The organism is Chitinophaga niastensis, assembly GCF_003014755.1.
GTDB lineage: Bacteria > Bacteroidota > Bacteroidia > Chitinophagales > Chitinophagaceae > Chitinophaga > Chitinophaga niastensis.
The window spans coordinates 1,215,556-1,233,045 of record NZ_PYAW01000001.1; the positions used below are offsets into that span (position 1 = coordinate 1,215,556).

14 protein-coding genes are annotated in these 17,490 nt (G+C 42.3%); 5 read left to right on the forward strand and 9 right to left on the reverse strand.

All coding sequences use genetic code 11. The features are described from left to right. Positions 1-7 precede the first annotated feature (7 nt). Positions 8-736, forward strand: a complete 729-nt coding sequence (locus CLV51_RS05135) for a LytR/AlgR family response regulator transcription factor (RefSeq protein ID WP_106526923.1) — start codon at positions 8-10, stop codon at positions 734-736. A gap of 93 nt (positions 737-829) precedes the next feature. Here the strand turns inward: CLV51_RS05135 and CLV51_RS05140 are convergent, their stop codons facing one another. Further along, positions 830-1,585, reverse strand: a complete 756-nt coding sequence (locus tag CLV51_RS05140) for a phosphoglycerol geranylgeranyltransferase (RefSeq protein WP_106526924.1) — start codon at positions 1,583-1,585, stop codon at positions 830-832. Between the two features lie 337 nt (positions 1,586-1,922). Here CLV51_RS05140 and CLV51_RS05145 point away from each other — a divergent pair, with 337 nt between their 5' ends. The 3 genes from CLV51_RS05145 (at position 1,923) to CLV51_RS05155 (ending at position 6,800) form a co-directional block, all read left to right on the forward strand. Beyond that, the gene (locus CLV51_RS05145; protein ID WP_106527583.1) at positions 1,923-5,240 is read left to right on the forward strand and encodes a vitamin B12-dependent ribonucleotide reductase; all 3,318 of its coding nucleotides are present in this window, start codon (positions 1,923-1,925) and stop codon (positions 5,238-5,240) included. Between the two features lie 551 nt (positions 5,241-5,791). Beyond that, the gene (locus tag CLV51_RS05150) at positions 5,792-6,292 is read left to right on the forward strand and encodes a hypothetical protein (protein ID WP_106526925.1); all 501 of its coding nucleotides are present in this window, start codon (positions 5,792-5,794) and stop codon (positions 6,290-6,292) included. A gap of 19 nt (positions 6,293-6,311) precedes the next feature. Next, entirely contained in the window at positions 6,312-6,800 is a 489-nt protein-coding gene (locus CLV51_RS05155; RefSeq protein ID WP_158266933.1) for a YcxB family protein, read from the forward strand. Between the two features lie 38 nt (positions 6,801-6,838). Here the strand turns inward: CLV51_RS05155 and CLV51_RS05160 are convergent, their stop codons facing one another. The 5 genes from CLV51_RS05160 to prs form a co-directional block, all read right to left on the reverse strand. Next, a complete protein-coding gene (locus tag CLV51_RS05160; protein WP_106526927.1) occupies positions 6,839-7,555 on the reverse strand; it encodes a DUF2490 domain-containing protein in 717 nt (238 codons plus the stop codon). Positions 7,556-7,682: 127 nt separating this feature from the next. Then, on the reverse strand, positions 7,683-9,170 hold the full coding sequence (locus CLV51_RS05165; protein ID WP_106526928.1) for a SusD/RagB family nutrient-binding outer membrane lipoprotein: 1,488 nt from the start codon (positions 9,168-9,170) through the stop codon (positions 7,683-7,685). A gap of 11 nt (positions 9,171-9,181) precedes the next feature. Further along, entirely contained in the window at positions 9,182-12,622 is a 3,441-nt protein-coding gene (locus tag CLV51_RS05170; protein WP_158266934.1) for a SusC/RagA family TonB-linked outer membrane protein, read from the reverse strand. A 132-nt stretch (positions 12,623-12,754) separates the two neighbouring features. After that, complete coding sequence (locus CLV51_RS05175) at positions 12,755-13,201, reverse strand: GNAT family N-acetyltransferase (protein ID WP_106526930.1); 447 nt, start codon at positions 13,199-13,201, stop codon at positions 12,755-12,757. Between the two features lie 123 nt (positions 13,202-13,324). After that, positions 13,325-14,257 carry a ribose-phosphate diphosphokinase gene (gene prs, locus CLV51_RS05180; protein WP_106526931.1) on the reverse strand — a complete coding sequence of 311 codons (933 nt, stop codon included), beginning with the start codon at positions 14,255-14,257 and terminating at the stop codon, positions 13,325-13,327. 162 nt (positions 14,258-14,419) lie between these two features. On the opposite strand from prs, the gene CLV51_RS05185 reads away from it, so the two are divergent. Beyond that, complete coding sequence (locus CLV51_RS05185) at positions 14,420-15,166, forward strand: carboxypeptidase-like regulatory domain-containing protein (RefSeq protein ID WP_106526932.1); 747 nt, start codon at positions 14,420-14,422, stop codon at positions 15,164-15,166. Between the two features lie 146 nt (positions 15,167-15,312). Here the strand turns inward: CLV51_RS05185 and CLV51_RS05190 are convergent, their stop codons facing one another. From CLV51_RS05190 to CLV51_RS05200, 3 genes are all read right to left on the reverse strand, one after another. After that, entirely contained in the window at positions 15,313-15,768 is a 456-nt protein-coding gene (locus CLV51_RS05190) for a hypothetical protein (protein WP_106526933.1), read from the reverse strand. A 141-nt stretch (positions 15,769-15,909) separates the two neighbouring features. Further along, complete coding sequence (locus CLV51_RS05195) at positions 15,910-16,341, reverse strand: hypothetical protein (protein ID WP_106526934.1); 432 nt, start codon at positions 16,339-16,341, stop codon at positions 15,910-15,912. A gap of 18 nt (positions 16,342-16,359) precedes the next feature. Then, positions 16,360-17,487 carry a hypothetical protein gene (locus CLV51_RS05200; protein WP_106526935.1) on the reverse strand — a complete coding sequence of 376 codons (1,128 nt, stop codon included), beginning with the start codon at positions 17,485-17,487 and terminating at the stop codon, positions 16,360-16,362. Positions 17,488-17,490 lie beyond the last annotated feature (3 nt).

The following is a 17,490-nucleotide window of genomic DNA, read 5'->3' on the forward strand; positions in this document are numbered from 1 at the left end:
ATTGCCAATGAAAAAAGCATTGATAATAGATGATGAACGCCTGGCCAGAAGTGAACTGAAAAAATTGCTGGCAGATCACCCGGAGATAGTGGTGGTAGGAGAAGCTGTGAACGCGAAGGATGGTATTGAAAAGATAGAAGCGTTGCATCCTGACTTGCTGTTCCTGGACATTCAGATGCCGGATAAGACCGGCTTTGACTTATTGGCGGAACTGGAAAAAACACCGCAGGTGATTTTCACTACCGCATATGATGAATATGCGTTGAAAGCATTTGAATACAATGCTTTGGACTATCTGCTGAAGCCGGTAGAGCCCAAACGTTTGGCTGACGCGATTCATAAGCTGCATCAGCAGGATGAAAAGGACCGTTTAGCAGCAGCAGGCGGCATTCGTACGCTGTTATCTGAAAACGACCAGGTATTTGTGAAAGATGGCGATCGTTGCTGGTTTGTGAAATTGCAGGAAATACGACTGTTTGAAAGCGTGGGTAACTACGCGCGTGTATACTTTGAAACAAACAAGCCACTTATTCTTAAATCGCTGAATGCGCTGGAAGAAAGACTGGATGAGCGCACTTTTTTCCGTGCCAACCGCAAACATATTGTGAATTTGCGGATGATCGAGAAAATTGATACTTACTTCAACGGGGGACTGTTGCTGGAGATGCGCGGTGGTGAAAAGATTGAGGTGAGCCGGCGGCAGGCAGTGAAGTTTAAAGAGATGATGAGTTTGTAGAGGAGCTTTTAGCAGTTAGTTATTAGCTTTTAGTATAAAAAGAGATGGCCCGCCGAAAGCGGGCCATCTCTTTTTATTTTCAGTTAGTTTGTATTAAGCCTTTACCGGTACTGAGTGTACCGCATCTGCCAGTTCTTTTATGAGCGACAGATCATGTTCAATAGCATTTCCTACTACCAGGATATCAGCACCTGCTTTGCAGTTGAGATATGCTTTTTCAGCATCCCGGATGCCACCACCTACAATGATGGGGACGGCTACCTGACTGGCAACGCGGCTGATCATGGTTTCGGTGATTGGGTTACGGGCACCGCTGCCGGCGTCCATATAGATCACTTTCATTCCCAGCATTTCACCCGCCATAGCTGTACACATGGCAATATCTGCTTTATCTGAAGGAATGGGTGTAGTGTTACTGATATATGAAACGGTAGTGGGGGCACCACCATCAATGACCATATAACCAGTAGAAATAACTTCCAGGCCACTTTTCTTTACTGCGGCCGCAGAAACTACATGCTGGTTGATCAGTAACTCAGGATTTCTTCCAGAGATCACAGAAAGGTAGAGTAAAGCGTCGGCATATTTTGATACCTGAGAGGGGCTCCCGGGAAATAATACAACAGGAATGTCACAGCTGGCTTTCAGCTGTTGCACACATTCATCAAGATGATCAGAAATCACCAGGCTGCCTCCAAGGAAGATATAATCAACTTTGGCAGCAGTGCATTTGGCTGCAAGCTCAATGATACCGGCAGGCGTCACCTTATCCGGATCAATTAAAACCGCGAATGCCTTCTCTTTCTTACTTTTTCTTTCGATGAACGAAGTGTATATGTTATTGTACATCAATAGCGCATTGTTCCGGTTGTCGCAAATGTATAAATTTTTTGTTAATAACCCACATTGCTAAATAAATATGCATTCAATTCATTTTCTATTCATGAACTTAGTGATACTTACTGCGTTACATGTAATACAAGTAGTGGATTTTTTGTTAATGACAAATTTTAAGCCGGATTTTAATCACATTGGTTTGAGGGTATAACAAATGTGTTGGCAAACTGTTTGCGCAATTATCCACAATCTGTGCATAATAAATGGGGGTATCCCGGCATTTAAAAATTAATTTTAGAGTACTCCGCATTACTAACTCATTTGTATCACCTAAGAAAAATTTATGGGCATGAAAAATCCAGTCAATAGTACGAATGGCCTCGCGTTCTCCCGTCATTTTACTAAAGAAGGTGTGAGTCCTTACGATCAGTTTGAGTATGATCTGCGCTCCTCTGTAATACGTAACCCTGGTGGCGACATAGTATTTGAAATGAATAACGTGGAAGTGCCTAAAGAATGGTCGCAGATTGCAACAGATATTCTTGCACAGAAATATTTCCGTAAGGCTGGTGTACCACAACCGGATGGCACTTTGGGAAGAGAAACATCTGTGAAAGAAGTGGTGCATCGTATGGCTAATTGCTGGCGTTCCTGGGGAGAGCGATATGATTATTTTGCTTCCGCAAAAGATGCCGCGATATTTTATGATGAGCTGAGCTATAGCATGCTCAACCAGGCATGTGTACCCAACTCGCCGCAATGGTTTAATACCGGCCTGTTTGAAAGCTATGGTATTAAAGGAAAGCCGCAGGGACATTATTTTGTAGATCAGCATAGTGGTAAGCTGGAGAAGTCCACATCGGCCTATGAGCGCCCACAGCCACATGCCTGCTTTATCCTGAGTGTAAATGATGACCTGGTAAATGATGGTGGCATTATGGATTTGTGGATGCGCGAAGCGCGCATCTTTAAATATGGTTCTGGTGTAGGTACTAACTTCTCCCATATCCGGGGAGAAGGCGAAAAACTCAGTGGTGGCGGAACTTCCAGCGGATTAATGAGCTTCCTGAAAATTGGTGATCGTGCAGCAGGTGCTATCAAATCCGGCGGTACTACAAGAAGAGCAGCTAAGATGGTGTGTCTTGACCTGGACCATCCTGAAATCATGGACTTCATTAACTGGAAGGTGGAGGAAGAAAAGAAAGTGGCGGCATTGATCGCTGCCGGTTATTCGTCTGATTATGAAGGAGACGCCTATAAAACCGTATCCGGGCAAAATTCCAATAATTCCGTTCGTATTCCTAACTCCTTCTTTCATAGTCTGCAGGCAGATGGTGACTGGGATCTGAAAGCACGTACTAACGGGAAGACCATGAAAACGCTGAAGGCAAAGGAATTGTGGGATCATATCACCTACGCCGCCTGGCGTTGCGCGGATCCGGGTACACAATTCGATACTACCATCAACGAATGGCATACCTGCCCGCAGGGTGGACGGATTAACGCTTCCAATCCCTGTTCAGAGTATATGTTCCTGGACAATACCGCCTGTAACCTGGCTTCTGTGAATCTTCGTCGTTTTTTTGATGATGATAAAAATATTTTTGATGTAAACGGGTTTGAGTATACTGTACGCCTGTGGACGGTAGTGTTGGAGGTTTCTGTGCTGATGGCGCAATTCCCTTCCAAAGAAGTAGCGCAGTTAAGCTATGAATACCGCACATTGGGATTAGGCTACGCCAATCTGGGCTCTATGCTGATGGTGAGTGGGATTGCTTATGACAGTGAAGAAGCACGTGGTATTGCCGGCGCTATCACTGCTATCATGACGGGTGTATCTTATAAAATATCTGCAGAGATGGCGGCTCACCTGGGTGCTTTCCCGCGTTTTGAAGAGAACAGGGCTGATATGCTCCGTGTGATGCGGAATCACCGTGCCGCGGCTTATGATGCCATAGATGCTTATGAAGGGCTGGAAATTAAGCCCAAAGGCATTGATGCGCGGTATTGTGCCGATTACCTGTTAAAAGCAGCTACCAAAGCCTGGGATGAAGCTGTAAAGTTGGGTGAGCAATATGGTTATCGTAATGCACAAGCTACTGTGATAGCCCCTACTGGTACCATCGGGTTAGTGATGGACTGTGATACAACCGGTGTGGAGCCCGATTTTGCATTGGTGAAGTTCAAGAAGTTGTCTGGTGGCGGCTATTTTAAGATTATCAACCAGTCTATTCCAACGGCATTGCATAATCTGGGTTATGTTGCCAGCGAGATAAAGGCCATTGTGGATTATGCACGGGGAACCGGCAGTTTTGCCGGGGCGCCTTATATCAATCATCAGTCGCTGAGTGAGAAAGGGTTTATAGGAGAAGAGCTGAAGAAGCTGGATACAGCTGTATTGTCATCATTTGATATTTCTTTTGTTTTCAATGCATACACACTGGGTGAAGAGTGTCTGCAGCGGCTGGGTTTCAAGCCGGAGCAGTATTATAACCTGGAGTTTAGCCTGCTGCATGAACTTGGTTTTACAGACGAGCAACTGGAAGCAGCTAATGATTATGTATGTGGTACCATGACTGTAGAAGGTGCACCATACCTGAAAGAGGCGCATTTGCCGGTATTTGATTGTGCTAATAAATGTGGTAAGCATGGGAAGAGATATATACATCCCCATGGTCATATCAGGATGATGGCGGCGGCGCAGCCATTTATTTCAGGTGCTATCTCCAAAACCATTAATCTGCCGCATGAGGCAGTTGTGGAAGAAATAGCAGACGCATACAAAATGAGCTGGCAATTGGGGCTTAAAGCATGTGCGCTGTATCGCGACGGTAGTAAATTGAGTCAGCCACTGAGTAATAAAAGTGACAAGAAGAAAAAGGCAGATGGCGCAGTTGCCACTGAGCCGGAAGTTGTACCGGACCTTGACCAATTAACGATTGATGAATTGCTGGATGAAGTAAATAAGCGGATGCTGGCGAGCAGGGATACTAAGTTAAAGCGCCAGCTATCGCGGATAGTAGAACGGCAGACGTTGCCTTCCAAGCGTGGTGGTTTTACTCAAAAAGCGAATGTGGGTGGTCAGGTGATCTTTGTGCGTACCGGGGAGTATAATGATGGTACACTGGGTGAAATTTTTATTGATCTGGCCAAAGAGGGATCTACTTTGCGCAGTTTGATGAACTGCTTTGCTATTGCGGTTTCTGTGGGTTTGCAGTATGGGGTGCCATTGGAAGAATTTGTAGATAAATTTGTGTTTACCCGCTTTGAGCCTGCAGGTATGGTAGATCATCCCAATATTAAATCAGCTACCTCACTGATCGATTATATTTTCCGTGTGCTGGGTTATGAATACCTGGGACGAACAGACCTGGTGCATGTGCTGGATGCACCGGGGAATACGGGAGAAGAGGAGGAAGAAGTAGCTGGTGATGCGCCACCACTGTCTAATGTACGGGTAACCTATATGGGGAATAGTGGTCAGCCTGCGCCCAGGGCTGCGAAGCAGCAAACAGTAGCAGCACATCATCATGAAAACAGCACGCAGGACTACATGCGGAGCATGCAAAGTGATGCGCCGGCGTGTAGTACATGCGGACATATCACGGTACGTTCAGGAACATGTTACAAATGCCTGAATTGCGGTAACAGCATGGGTTGTAGCTGATTGAATGTTGCAACTTCTTGTTAATGATATGTTATTGTGCCTCTAAAATTTCAAAGAAAAATAACATGCCCTTACCTTTGTATTCAAATAGGGTTTTCATAGGATAGTAACAAATTGAGGGCGCTTTTCTAGGCGCCCTTACTTTTTAAGAAAAATCCGCCCTTTTCCAACCTCCTTTTTTTCCTTCGGCTTTAACCTATAATCCCATCGGGTAATAGGGCAATTCAAATTTTTTCCAAAAAAATCGATTTTATTGGATCTTTTCAAATTAGAATCTTTAATATTTGATTTTTTCTAATATTTCTATTGTTCGCTACGTCACCATATAATTTTATTATATTTGTTATTGTATTAATTTTTATTATGGTTACTGTCCTATGAAAAACCAAATATTCCTACACCGCATGATTCATCATGCACTGTAAATGACTCTCGAAAGCAATGGTTCGCCCATTGCTTTTGTTTTTTCTACGTGTTTCTACGCATATTTTTTTACCTACTAGAAATCTCAAAATATAATTGTATTTTTAAACTCGAAAATTTGACACCTTATGAAAAAGCTGTTGTTTCTGCTGTTGGTAGTTTTGGCCACAGCCGCATCAGCAAATGCCAACACTGGTTTCAAGAACGGGGATAATAATGGAGATAAAAACGGTGATAACAACGATAACCGTAATAATGCCAAAAACACTTGTAACTCAAAGCCTGTAAGGGTAGAAGAGTTTGTGTTAATGTTTCCACGGGTAGAAACAACTGAGAAAGTTGATGAGGCAGAGTTGGAAAAAGCTATTGTGGACCTATATAAATGGTACTTACAAAACGAAACCAAGATAAATACCAACGACTTCCTGAAGGGAGGTGGTAAGGAATTGGCTTTCCCTTTTAAAGTGGATCCAAAAACCTTGCAACAATATTTCCTTTTCATCAAGAAGAATTTTCCGGGTTTCAGCGAAGACGATTTGTCTAATGTAAAACGCAATCGGAAAAAAGAAGCACCTGTTACTGTGCGTGATGAAATGGACAACCCTATGTCGATTTCAGTTAACAGATAAAATCGTTTGCCAGGCGAGAATGCATTTAGAGTTCAGTTATAACAAGGGGGATGTGTTGCATGCATTGCGCTATCATTTTATGCGGAGGGGCGAGATTAAAGTCTTCCGCAACACGCTCGTCATCCTACTACTAGCTACTATTACCGGATACATTTTCAGCGTAGTTACTACTGCAGCATTTACGGGCATCGCTATTATGGTATTGGTACTGGGCTGGGTATTCTGGTATCTCCTACCCGTTTCTATTTATAATAAGGCCGCTACATTTAAAGATAGTATACACCTGAAATATTCAGATGAGGGACTACTTATCTCTACCCGCGCCAGTGAACATCAGCGGGCTATCAGCTGGAGTAATTTTTCGCAGGTAGTGGAAACCAAAAAATTCTTCTTCCTTTATCGGGACAAAAAAACCTTCTTTCTTATTCCTACCAGTGCTTTTAAAACACACGAGGCTTATGAAAATTTTGCCAGTATGTTGAAAGAGAAATTCACGAATTATAAGTAATGTGCTGTATAGTTGAAGGCCTTCGGCCTTCCCTTCGCTTATAAATCTAATGTGTGAAACACGCTGAAATGCAGGATATGATTCATTGTTTTAGCACCGGAGGTTACCTGCACCAATTGATTCATATACCCGATATCTACTTTCAGATTAGATTTGATCTGATAGCCAAACGCCACCAGAAAACGGTTTTGATCGAAGAGCAGATTGCTGATATCATTTCCCCACAGATTCAAAAAAACTTCTTCCTGTAAGGCTACATAAAAAGGTGTTGCACTTTTTTTATGTTTGATGGGCATTTGTGTGCGGTTGAAATAACGGGCGCGGTTGCCATATTTCCAATCGCCTATAGCATGCGCTGTATCTGGGGCAGTGGGTTGTGCTACCCAGCGCTGTTCCAGCCGGACACGGTGGGTCATATTGAGCCTGGCAGACTTGTGGATATATTGTTCGAAGATACGCTGTTCCGGTAACCAGGAATTGCTTACCCCATTATAGGTGGGTACATAGGCATAGCCCAATAACATATGATCCTGCTTAGTGATGGAATATTGTAATCCACCACGCATCAGCAACTGGCCTTTGTTGCTGATACCATCTCTCAAACGTAATTGCACATCAAAAGGGATGGCCCATTTACTATTGAGTTTCATGGTGCCAAAATAAGTATACCAATGTTGATAAGCTTGTGTTGTGTTTTGTGCTGATACAAAACGGGTAATAGCCAGAAAGGCCATTGCCAGCAGTACTTTCCTCATAATCGCTGAATATAGGTGGGGTTAAAGATAAATAATCAGCAGGAAAAATAAGATCCGGGATAAAAAAGAAAGCGCCTGCAGAAGCAGGCGCCGGTAGATTGTTGTTTAGCTATAGTTGATTGTTGTATCAAAATTTATTATACCAAAGCATAGTGCCTTTGGTATCTCCGCCAATAGCAGCTGCAGCTGCGTTATAACTGGCCGTATTCTGCGTTTGTTCAGATTGCAGATATGTTAACCGGAAAGGCACCATTTTTACACTGGCATCCAATGAACCGGATACCGGTGTAATGAAAAGAGGGGCGCCGCCTGGTTTATTGAATTTCAGCCTGGTTCTTTCAAACCATGCCTGGAAGCCTTGTGGATAAAGGGCTAACCATTTCTGTGTACCTATCACATTCCTCCAATCTGCTGCTACATAAGGCACTCCTGCTATATAAGTCTGGATACCTGCATCGGTGATGTTCGTATTGCTGGTGAGCAGGCGCCAGTAATTGATAGATGCTTTTATCCCATTTGTGTAATGTGTGGCAGCATCCCCTACATTCATACCACGGGCTGCTGCTTCTGCAAGGATAAATTCTACTTCAGGATAGCCCATCAGGATGCCCGGCATTGTAGCGCTGTAAATTTGTTTGCCAGGATATGAGTAATGCGTTTGTGACAGACGGCCTTTATCTGAGGCTGCCAGGCCATATGGCATCCCTTTAATTGTATCATCGTCGTGTGAAGGACGGGCATATATTCCCAAACGTGGATCATTTACACTCTTCATGTAATCAACCAGTGTAGTGCTTACAAAGAAGTCAGCAATCTCCCGCTCTGTATCATTCAATGGGAATTTATTAGGTGCTGCATTCAGATACAGCAACTGTGCATTTTCAAGGTTGCTGCTGATAGCATCCTTGTAATGCGCTTCAATGATCTGTTTTGCTTTTGTTGGATTTGCATCCGACATACGAATAGCCATACGAAGCATCAGGGAATGCGCCAGTTTTTTCCATTTCAATACGTTGCCATTGTAAATAATATCACCGGCATTAAAACTGGTTTGTGCAGTGTCCAGTACATTTATTTGTGCCTGCAGCGTATCGAGCAGGGAATTATAAATGGTTTGCGCATCATCGTATTTAGGTGTGATGTTGGTGGTGGACTGGAATGCCTGGGAATAAGGAATATTGCCATAAGTATCGGCGAGGATCTGATAGATCCAGGCACTGGTAATTTTAGCAATCGCATTTTGATTGGCTTTACCCGGCTCGTTTATTTTTGCATTGTTTTGTTTTACCAGGTCGTCCAGGTTGTGCAATGAAATCCGGTATAAATTATTCCACAAAGTAGCGTTGTTACCTTCATCCAGTTGATACTGACTATCATTTGTTCTGGAATTACCTGACCAGAATTGCGCATAATGCATGGCTATGTAACCATTTTGCAAACCACTGTACAACACATCCATCGTGGATTTTTGTGCACCAGTGAGTAAGTACTGTGGATCAGCAGTAGTGGGCTTTGTTGGGTCGTGATTTATCTCATCCAATTTTTTACAGCTGCTAATAGCCACGGAAGCCAGTAAAAGAAGAACACTGCTATATTTTAAAATCTTTTTAGTCATCTTCACAAAATTTAGAATGATACATTCAGGTTTAAACCATAAGACCGTAGTGAGGGTAATGCACCACCTTCAATTCCCTGCACGTTGGAAGAGGAATTGAGGATATTAGCAGGATCCACATTAGGCGCATTTGACTTGATCAGCCACAGGTTACGGCCATACAGGGAAAGGCGCGCACGCTGAGCGCGGATCTTTTTGTACCATGATTCCGGCAGGTTGTAACCAATTTTTGCTTCTCTCAGGTAGATGTAGCTTGCATCGTAGAGGTTAGCTCTGCTGATCTGATTTCCACCATTGTAGTTGAAGTGATCCTGCGCAGAAATGTTAGTTGTATTCTGATGACCATCTTTTGTAACACCAGGTACGACGATCCCATTTTCCCGGATACCATCTGCTACTGTGCTTTCCAGTAAGCCTGACTTGTTGCCGTAGAGGTTTGTGTAAGAAAAGAAATTTCCACCGTGCTGGAAGTCAACCAGCGCTGACAGGTAAAATCCTTTATAAGAGAACGTATTGGTGATACCGCCCACATAATCAGGATAAGCGTTGCCAATAGGTTTAACCTCACTGGGTACGTAGCGGCCCAGGCTATCTACCAGTTTTTGACCATTCACGTAAGTGTAATCAGTGCCCCGGATTGTTCCCAGCGGCTCTCCTACCTGCGCTACTACAGATACTTTCTGTGTGCGGCGGTCTGTACCGAAGGTCAATATTGGTAAGGAGGTATGGTATTGAGCAATATCGAGATTCAACAGTTTGTTGCGATTGAAAGAAATATTAGCGTTGATATCCCAGCGGAAGCCACTTCTCAGGCGTATTGGGTTCAGGTTTAAGCCTATTTCCACTCCTTTGTTTTCTACACTGCCACCATTTACATAAGCACTGGTAAATCCGGTAGCAGTAGGCATTGCCAGCGAAATGATCTGGTCTTTAGTAGTGCGTCTGTAATAGGTTAAATCCAGTCCTACGCGATTGTCCAGGAATTTCAGTTCTACTCCTGTTTCAATTTCTGTAGTACGTTCCGGTTTAAGGTCTTTGTTATATAAAGTTGCAGAAAACTGGGAAACCGGATTACTACCGAATGGTGGTACAAAGTCGTAGGTATTATAGATGCGATAAGGATCGGCATCGTTACCTACCGCTGCGAGACTACCTCTTACTTTACCAAATGACAGCCATTTCCAATTTTTCAGCAGGTCTGAGAATACAAAAGAAAGGGAGGCAGACGGATAGAAGTATTGATTGTTACCCTTTACCAATGTGGAGCTCCAGTCGCTGCGGCCGGTCAGGTCCAGGAACAGCAGGTTTTTGTATCCGAGATTGGCAGTAGCAAAGGCGGAATTAATCTGTTTTTCGTAGAATTCATCAATTGCCTGTGCGGGTTGCAAGGAGTTATTAAGATTGTATACATCTTTAGTGATAAGACCACCTACAGTGCTTCCGCCGGTAGTTGTCCACTGGCGGTGCATGATGTTTCCGCCTACAGTTGCATTCAGCTGGAAGTCTGTTCCAAAATTCTTTTTGATATCTGCTGTTACCTGGTAGTTCATTTCGCGGGAGGTGCGGATACGTTTGATGTAACCACCTATGAGGTAATCTTTCGCTGTTCTTTCCTGTTCCAGTGTGTTATAGTCATCCATGAATACGCGGCCGGTAAAGGAGAGCCATTTGGTAGCATCTACGTCCACTCCGGCATAACCAAAGAGACGGTTGCGGCTATCTGTTTCATAATCCATATACCTGTTCCAGTATGGGCCGTTGCTGGATGAGAGAGAGGGATCGTTCCATGCTTTACGGTTCCACGAGATCTGAGAGCCGTCATCGTATTTGTATCTTTTTTCCATATCAAGGTCCAGCTGACGCTGACCATACATAGTAAATTGCAACGTTGGATTTGGACCCGTGAAGCCGGTACCAGGACGGGCGGTTGCCTTTAATGCACTGTAGTTCATGGAAGCTACTGCTCTTACCCCTTTGGTGAGTTCGTAATTACCATTAAACGAAAGATTGTTACGATTGATAGAAGAATTAGGCAGCACAAAGGTTTGGTTCATATTGCCATAAGACAAACGGAAACCACCTTTATCGTTGGAGCCTCCCATGGAGATATTGTTAGTGAGTGTAAATCCGGTTCTGTAAAAATCTTTTACATTATCAGGCTGAGATGACCACGGCGCTGTTTTTCCGAAGTAGGGATTATTTTTATTTTTATCCCATGACCAATAAGGGCGCACCATGCGGCCATCCAGTTTAGGTCCCCAGGATTCATCCACTGCATACTGTGTCATCAGGTCATAGCGTCCTTTGCCATTGTTATCATCGTAAGTAGCGCTTTGTTCATTTAGGAATCCTTCCGGGTTTTTGTTATAGTAGAGGGTGTCGAATTTTCCACCGCTACCACCACCGTATTGGTTCTGGTATTTAGGTAATACAGCTACCTGGTCTACCTGTGCATTGATGCTATAAGTAACACCAATACCTTTTTCGTTATCAGGACGTTTTTTTGTGGTAATCAGCAATACACCGTTAGCGCCGCGACTACCATACAGTGCTGTTGCAGCTGCTCCTTTCAGTACAGATATATTTTCAATGTCTTCAGGGTTGATATCCTGGAGAGGGCTACCAAAATCATAGCCACCACCACCGTTGAGCTGACCGCCCTGGTTGGTGCTGTTATTCATCATGGGTACGCCGTCCAGTACAAAAAAGGCATTATTATCTCCCAAAATTGATTTTACACCTCGGATGGTGATTTTGGTAGAACCTCCCATAGAACCTGTATTGGTATTGATCTGCACCCCAGGTACTTTACCGGTTAATGCATTTACGAAGTTCACTTCTTTAGCTTCCTGTACTGCATTGCCGGCTACTTCCGACATTGCGTAGCCAACAGAGCGGGGATTCTTTTTAATACCCAAAGCAGTTACCACCACTTCACCCAATACTTTTTTAGTAGCGCTGGAAGGAACGAGGGTGACAGCCAGTGGTCCTCTTTTCTCAACAGGAATGGTTTGTTCACCAAAAGTAGGTGCTGTAATAAGGATTGTATCTCTCATACCTGCCTTGATGGTGAAGTTGCCTGTGGGGTCTGCCAGTGCATTTAATTTGGTGGTTTTATTACGGATAATAGCGCCAGGAATAGGTGTCCCTTTATCATCTTTCACTGTACCTGTAAGGGAGAATTTTCCTATTTCACTTTTAGCAGTAGTGGCATCCGGAGGAAGGATCAATGCGGTATCTTCTTTAGGTTTGACCGCTGTTTTGGGTGTAGTATCCTGCTTTTGTTTGATATCAGTGTTGGCGGCAGCGGGTTTAATTACTACCGGAACAGTAGTATCAGCTTGCAGTTTTTTTGTGGGAAGATACCCTTCGGGTTTTGCGTATGCGCTGCTGGAGGTATAGCAGAAAAAGGCATAGCACAGCCCCGACCAGGCTAGTACATGGCTTCTCATGGTATTATGAAAGATTTGGTTACAAATTTTTTGGACAGTATTCTTATCTTGTCTACAGTTATATTGAGTCTCCATCAATATAACTATACAATCAAAAGGCCTTCTACAATGGGTTGCAGCGGGAAAAAAATACTATTTCAGGTTTTTCCTCATTTCGTAGTGTGGAATGCCTACTTCTGTAAATTCTTCTCCACATGTTTCATATCCCAGCTTCAGGTAGAAGCCAGTGGCTTCTTTGCGGGCATGCATGGTGAGTATCTTAAAGCCGTTGCTGACAGCAAATTGTTCTGCAAACATCAAAATTTCTCTTCCGATACCTTTGCCCTGCAATAGTGGGGATACTGCCATTTGTCGCAGTTGTACAGTGTATTCGTTTATGGGTGTAAGAATACAACCACCTGCCAGCAATGAATTTTCTGTTGTTTGTGTAAAGCCAGCAATGAAAATATCATTCATTTCCTGCTGTAGCTGTTCCGCTGAAAACGTTAGCCCCAGGGGTTTGCGTAATACTTCATTGCGAAGATCCAACATTGTGTGATAGTCACAACTACCGTATTCGAGTATACGAAAATCAAGCATATTTGTTTATCAGTTTTTGTGTATTGCAAAAATACTTATTTGCGTTGGTGAGCGGTTTTTTCATCTTAGTTTGTCAGATAGGCCCACCTGTGCAGCATAAACAAATAGTTTGCCTGCAGAGGATCAGGACGGTTGTTCGTTGAAGTAGTTCAGGATAAGTCTGTCGACAGATTTTACCTGTAACATATCATCGTGAATAGCGAGCGCATTGGGATGTGTATCTGAGCAGATCACTTTTTTAATGATACCGCTTTTTTTAATTTTTTCGAAACCATTGCCCGCAAAGATGCCATGGGTGGTAATTACACAGATATCTTTTGCACCGGCATCATGATAAGATTCAGCAGCGTGAATAAGTGAGCCCCCGGTGCGGATCATATCGTCATAAATAATAACTATTTTATCTTTTACATCAGCGCTGATGGCAGTGATAGCGGTTTCATCACCGGAGATGCGGCGTTTGAATACAAAAGCTGCCGGCACATGCAGATCGTTGGCCAGCGACTCTACCCATTTAGCACGGCCCGCATCAGTGCTGGCGAGCACAAAAGGTTCGCCTGCAGCGAGTTCCAGCGCAGCTTCCTTTACAAAATCCTTTGCGTATAAATGAACAGGACGAATATCGTTTTCAAAATACCAGGTGATACCATCTACATGCAGGTCTATCATCACGATCCTGTTACCACGTGAGGTATTGGGAAGAGAAGAAAACAATACCGCGCGTGTTTTGGCTTTTACGATCTCCCCATATTTAACAGCCCGCTCCATAGTGGAATAACCAAAGAAAGGAATCACAATGGTGAGAGAGTGTGCCCCCAGCTGAATACAGCCACTTGCCAGATCATATAATTCCAGGGTTTCTTTATCATCGATAGTGCCACCTATCAGTATCACTTCTTTGTTACTCACATTACTCATTATGCGGTGATAATGTTCCCCATCGGGAAAATCACGTATGTCCAGCTCACCATTTTCCCAGTTTGGGGCGGCAATTGACAGTATACGATCCTTCAGGTACTGATAATGTTGCGTAGCAAAAATGATTTTCTGTGGCATGTTTTTTACAAGATAAATCGTGATAATCGTAAAAATAAGCGATTGAAAGGATATTTATAAGGTTGATAATTAATAATTTTGTGCCCGAGCACTAACTTTTCTACCCTTTTTTAACTTTTCATTTGCGGGCGGAACATTAAATTTGGAGGCATTACTATATTCATGATTCGTTTAACAGCATATATCGGAGCACTGTTTTTTTTCTTTTTCATTAGCCTGCAGGACACACTGGCACAGGTGCGGTTATCTGGTATGGTAGCGGATCAGGATTCTAAAACGGGATTACCCTTTGTTTCTATTGTAAACAAAAGAACAATGACAGGCACTCTCAGCAACGAGAGTGGTCGTTTTTATATTGAGGCTATGCCTGGTGATACACTGGAGTTTTCTATGCTGAGTTACGCGCAAAAGAACCTGGTAGTGCCCGGTATGTCATCATCGCAGGATGTGTACATGCAAAGGCGCCTGTTTGAATTGCAGGGTGTTAATGTGAAAGGGAAGAACTATCGGAATGACTCCATGGCCCTACGTGATGAATACGGCCGGTATTTTAACTACCACAAGCCCGGTGCGATGGATGTATTGAAAACACTGCCGGCGAGTCCTATTACGGCGTTAACTTACCTGGTACCGAGCAAAATACGTAAGCACAAGGAGCAGTTTCATGAGCAACTGCTTTATTGGGAGAAAGAGAAATTTATTGACTATCGCTACTCACCGGAGCTGGTGGGTAAGATGACCAAGTTGCAAAGCCCCGAGCTGGACTCTTTCATGTATAGGTATCGTCCGGGATACCAGTTTCTGAATACTGCCTCGGAATATGATCTGCTGTTGTACATTAAACAATCTTTTGAAGAGTATCAGAAAACGAAGGTGGTGAGTAGGGAAGGGATTTCTCCGAGGAACTGATTAACATAAATTTATTGTCGCGCCAGGGATTTTGTCCCTGGCGCGATTTTTTTTTGGAACAACAAATAACATCCGATAAAGTATTTATTATATATCATTTGTTTTTAGAACAAGTGGTCCTGCTGATTGAAGCGGCATTATGTTTTTTATTGAAGCGTATCCATTTTGGTGGCCGCACCTTTTTTCTCCGTTTGATCTTGTACCTTTCTCCATTCCTCCAAAGGGATAATGTCTCCCTGAATAGGCTCAAATACTTTAATAGTGCTGCAGTCGCTTTTATCTACATAAAAATTGAAATAATTTTCTCTTCTGAATGTGTTTTCATATCCTGCCTGAAATTGATAATAATATCTGCCATCAATGGTATCTGTACTTACAACATATGAAACATGTTGTTTATGATTGGAAATAGTATCGATCATCTTTTCTATTGCTATCAGCTCTGGTAGCATAGTAATTTTATGCAGCGCATCTGCTTCTGTACAGGTGCTTTTGATTGCGGTAGTTGTTGTGGTGCCGACTGGCGGCCCTGACTTGTTGGTGGATGGGCTAGATCCGCAGGATATGCAGAGAGAGAAGATTAGGAATGATAAATATTTCATTTGCTGTGACTGTTTTTATCCCGGAATGTTTATCCCTTATTTAAATTATTTGGTACTGTTTATTTTTGCTTCAATTTCTTCGCCACAGCCATCATTATAACAACGGAATTTTCCGCCGGATAATGGAGCTGCCAGTATTTTTTATTGCCGCAAATTATAATACCAACCTTTAATTACTGTCTTTCTGAAAGTACCTGTATCATGATCTGATTTTTTATAAATAAGAGGTAAGTTGCCGTATAGTATTCCGTTATTTTCATATTCGCCCATATCTGAAAATTCCTTATCAGGCAATAGCTCTTTCTTTGAAATTATTAAGCTATCAAGCATTTCTAATTTCTTATGATGAGTTATTTGTTTTTCGAAGTAACAATAGATATTCAGACTATCTTCATAAGTATCATAGTAGTATTTATTTGAGTATTCTCTGTTGATCTCAAGCCTGCCACTTGAAATTAATTTTATAGGATTATGTACATCGCTTTTCTTACTAATCTCTGTTCTCGTAATAACCTGCTTGTTGTTGCAGCTGAATAATATAAAGCAACAACAAGCAAGGAATTGTATTTTCATTAATAGTATTTCTGTACTTTATTTAGCTGGTTCAATCTCTTTTCTCAATTCAGGTAAGGAGAAATAATTATTCTTTATCAGGTAATCTTTTAATCCGTCATCTTTAACAAATAGGTTTTCCAGAATGGTTCCTGCTGGCCAGATGCCTGCGTTCTTGGGAACTAGGCTATGGTATAGCGGTAGATAAGTATTAGCGATGTATGCAACAATTTTTCTTTTTTCATCAAGAGAGAATATCTGGAAAGGATTGTTTACAAACGCCACTCCACTACTGTTGTCATATAGTGAAGATGCGTACCAATCGAGGCCTTCAAGGATTCTATTGTCATTGGCAGTAGTATGTTCCGCGATCCAGCTTAACAGTTCTTCTTTTATTTCCAGTTTGCCTTTGCAGGGTTTCACAAAAATTATTTCTCCTACAGTGGGAATATGATTATCATCCATTCTTAGATAATCATTCATTGCGAGATCGTTTAATTTAGAGTCCTTTGTATAGCCAAAAGATTTAACCAACGTTTTAAGAAAGAGTGTATCCTTCTGCAACAAGGTGGCTAAATCTGCTTTGCTATCATTGAGTAGAAATTTATTTATTGAAACAAGCGACGACGACAGATTTATTCTATAGTGGTTGCTATCCACTAGTTGTACAAAATCACCTACTAGGGGGACTCTTGTAATAAATCTAAATTCTTTTGATATAAAAATATTATCAACAGTATAGTCAAATTCTTCATAATCCCCGGCCTTTTTTCCTACAAAAATGGTGATGGATTTATCGCGTATTTTAGTTTTACAATTTTCTGCATTAAATGTATTTCCGAAGATTTTTTTCAGTTTATTGTTGAAATCAGCTTCATCAGGTTCTTTGTATCCTTTATCTTTTAATCCGACTGCAATAACTGGTAATGCTACATCTAGATCTTGTTGTGAATAATTGTAAATAGACGATTTACCATCATCTGATGCTTCCATATGTGATTGCAGATCCATTTGTTTTTTGATGGCATTAATATTCATTGTATATGTTTTTTCAATGGCTTTTATACTATCTTTTTGAACTGGGTTCTGTGCACTATTATTCTGCCCATTACAGCTCATAAAAATGGAAGCGATCGCAATAGCGCTTGGTAGTTTATATAATTGCATTGT

Bases quoted from the DNA above. Each gene is read 5' to 3' on its own strand.
- CLV51_RS05170 (WP_158266934.1), bottom strand. From the start codon at position 12,622: ATGAGAAGCCATGTACTAGCCTGGTCGGGGCTGTGCTATGCCTTTTTC.
- CLV51_RS05190 (WP_106526933.1), bottom strand. From the start codon at position 15,768: ATGAAATATTTATCATTCCTAATCTTCTCTCTCTGCATATCCTGCGGA.
- CLV51_RS05195 (WP_106526934.1), bottom strand. From the start codon at position 16,341: ATGAAAATACAATTCCTTGCTTGTTGTTGCTTTATATTATTCAGCTGC.
- CLV51_RS05145 (WP_106527583.1), top strand. From the start codon at position 1,923: ATGAAAAATCCAGTCAATAGTACGAATGGCCTCGCGTTCTCCCGTCAT.
- CLV51_RS05185 (WP_106526932.1), top strand. From the start codon at position 14,420: ATGATTCGTTTAACAGCATATATCGGAGCACTGTTTTTTTTCTTTTTC.
- CLV51_RS05160 (WP_106526927.1), bottom strand. From the start codon at position 7,555: ATGAGGAAAGTACTGCTGGCAATGGCCTTTCTGGCTATTACCCGTTTT.
- CLV51_RS05140 (WP_106526924.1), bottom strand. From the start codon at position 1,585: ATGTACAATAACATATACACTTCGTTCATCGAAAGAAAAAGTAAGAAA.
- CLV51_RS05135 (WP_106526923.1), top strand. From the start codon at position 8: ATGAAAAAAGCATTGATAATAGATGATGAACGCCTGGCCAGAAGTGAA.
- prs (WP_106526931.1), bottom strand. From the start codon at position 14,257: ATGCCACAGAAAATCATTTTTGCTACGCAACATTATCAGTACCTGAAG.
- CLV51_RS05150 (WP_106526925.1), top strand. From the start codon at position 5,792: ATGAAAAAGCTGTTGTTTCTGCTGTTGGTAGTTTTGGCCACAGCCGCA.
- CLV51_RS05165 (WP_106526928.1), bottom strand. From the start codon at position 9,170: ATGACTAAAAAGATTTTAAAATATAGCAGTGTTCTTCTTTTACTGGCT.
- CLV51_RS05155 (WP_158266933.1), top strand. From the start codon at position 6,312: ATGCATTTAGAGTTCAGTTATAACAAGGGGGATGTGTTGCATGCATTG.
- CLV51_RS05175 (WP_106526930.1), bottom strand. From the start codon at position 13,201: ATGCTTGATTTTCGTATACTCGAATACGGTAGTTGTGACTATCACACA.
- CLV51_RS05200 (WP_106526935.1), bottom strand. From the start codon at position 17,487: ATGCAATTATATAAACTACCAAGCGCTATTGCGATCGCTTCCATTTTT.